This window comes from Candidatus Sulfotelmatobacter sp., assembly GCA_036500765.1.
Taxonomy (GTDB): domain Bacteria; phylum Acidobacteriota; class Terriglobia; order Terriglobales; family Acidobacteriaceae; genus Sulfotelmatobacter.
The window spans coordinates 1-1,530 of the sequence record DASYBM010000003.1; the positions used below are offsets into that span (position 1 = coordinate 1).

At 60.9% G+C, this 1,530-nt stretch carries 1 protein-coding gene; it reads left to right on the forward strand.

Annotation, left to right across the window (positions count from 1 at the left end; all coding sequences use genetic code 11):
- Positions 1-324: 324 nt before the first annotated feature.
- The coding region (locus VGM18_02805) for an IS256 family transposase (protein ID HEY3971903.1) at positions 325-1,530 on the forward strand (1,206 nt) is incomplete at its 3' end.

Genomic DNA, 1,530 nt, shown 5'->3' on the forward strand with positions numbered 1-1,530 from the left:
CCCCCTGCGAATCCACATGGGAAGCAGCGAATCGCATTTTCGGGCCTTTGAGAATCCCCAAGAGTCATCCTCCCGGGCGGTTGGTATAATGTTGCTGGGTCTGCGTTTGTTAGCGGCTGGTATATTAATCGCAGAGGAAGCGGAGACGCAGAGGCCGCAGAGAAGGATTTGCTGATCCGTGCGGGTGGCGGGTTCGGGGCTTCATGCGGGCGGGTTGCGCGGTGCTGTTCCGGCCGGCAAGGGGAAGTCGGAAGGGTGGGAGTGTCAGGACCTTTGTGTAAGCGGGTCAATGGGTTCCATTCTGACGTAAAAAGGGGAACCAGGATGCCTGCAATCAAGCCCGAACTGCTGGATGAGCTGCTGTCGGGGGTCAATACCCCGGACGACCTGCTGGGCGACGGGGGAGTGTTCCGCCAGCTGAAGAAGGCGCTGATGGAACGCGCCCTCGGCGCCGAGCTGACCCACCACCTTGGCTATGAGAAAGGCGCCGCGCCCGCCGGCCGCCCCCGCGGCAACAGCCGCAACGGCCATTCTGCCAAAACCGTGCTGACCGACGATGGCGAGATCGATCTCGCGGTCCCGCGCGATCGGGCCGGAACTTTCGAGCCCGTGCTGGTGCCCAAAGGGGTGACCCGCCTCGATGGTTTCGACGACCGGATCATCAGTCTCTACGCCCGCGGTCTGTCGGTGCGCGAGATCCAGGCGCATCTCAAAGAGCTGTATGGCACCGAAGTGTCTCCCGACCTGATCAGCCGGGTGACCGACGCCGTGCTCGACGAAGTAAAAGAGTGGCAGAACCGTCCGTTGGAGGCGATTTATCCGATCGTCTTCTTCGACGCCTTGCGGGTAAAGCTGCGCGACGAGGGCATTGTGAAGAGCAAGGCAGTCTATGTCGCCCTGGCGCTGGACACCGAGGGCCAGAAACACGTGCTCGGACTTTGGATCGAACAGACCGAAGGCGCCAAATTCTGGCTCAAGGTGATGAACGAGCTGAAAACCCGCGGCCTGAACGACATTCTGATCGCGGTGGTCGATGGACTGAAGGGTTTCCCCGAGGCGATCGGCGCGGTCTACCCTCAGACCATGGTGCAGACCTGCATCGTCCACCTGATCCGCAACTCCTTGGCGTTTGTTTCCTGGGCCGACCGGAAGGCGATTGTACCGGATCTCAAGGCAATTTATGCCGCGGCAAACGCCGAGGCCGCGTTGCAACGGCTGGACGCGCTCGAAGCCAAATGGGGCAAACGGTATCCGACGATCGCGCCAACCTGGCGGCGGGCGTGGGATTATGTCACGCCGTTGTTCAGCTTCCCGCCGGCCATCCGCAAGATGATCTACACAACGAATGCCGTGGAGAGCTTGAATCGATCCTTACGCAAGATCATCAAGACGCGAGGCAGCTTTCCAACTGATGACGCGGCACTCAAATTGCTCTATCTTGCCATTCGGAACGCCGGACTGCGCTGGCGCCGGCCCATCGAATGGACCGCCGCTATGAACCAGTTCGCCATTCTGTTTGGCGAGCGCTTC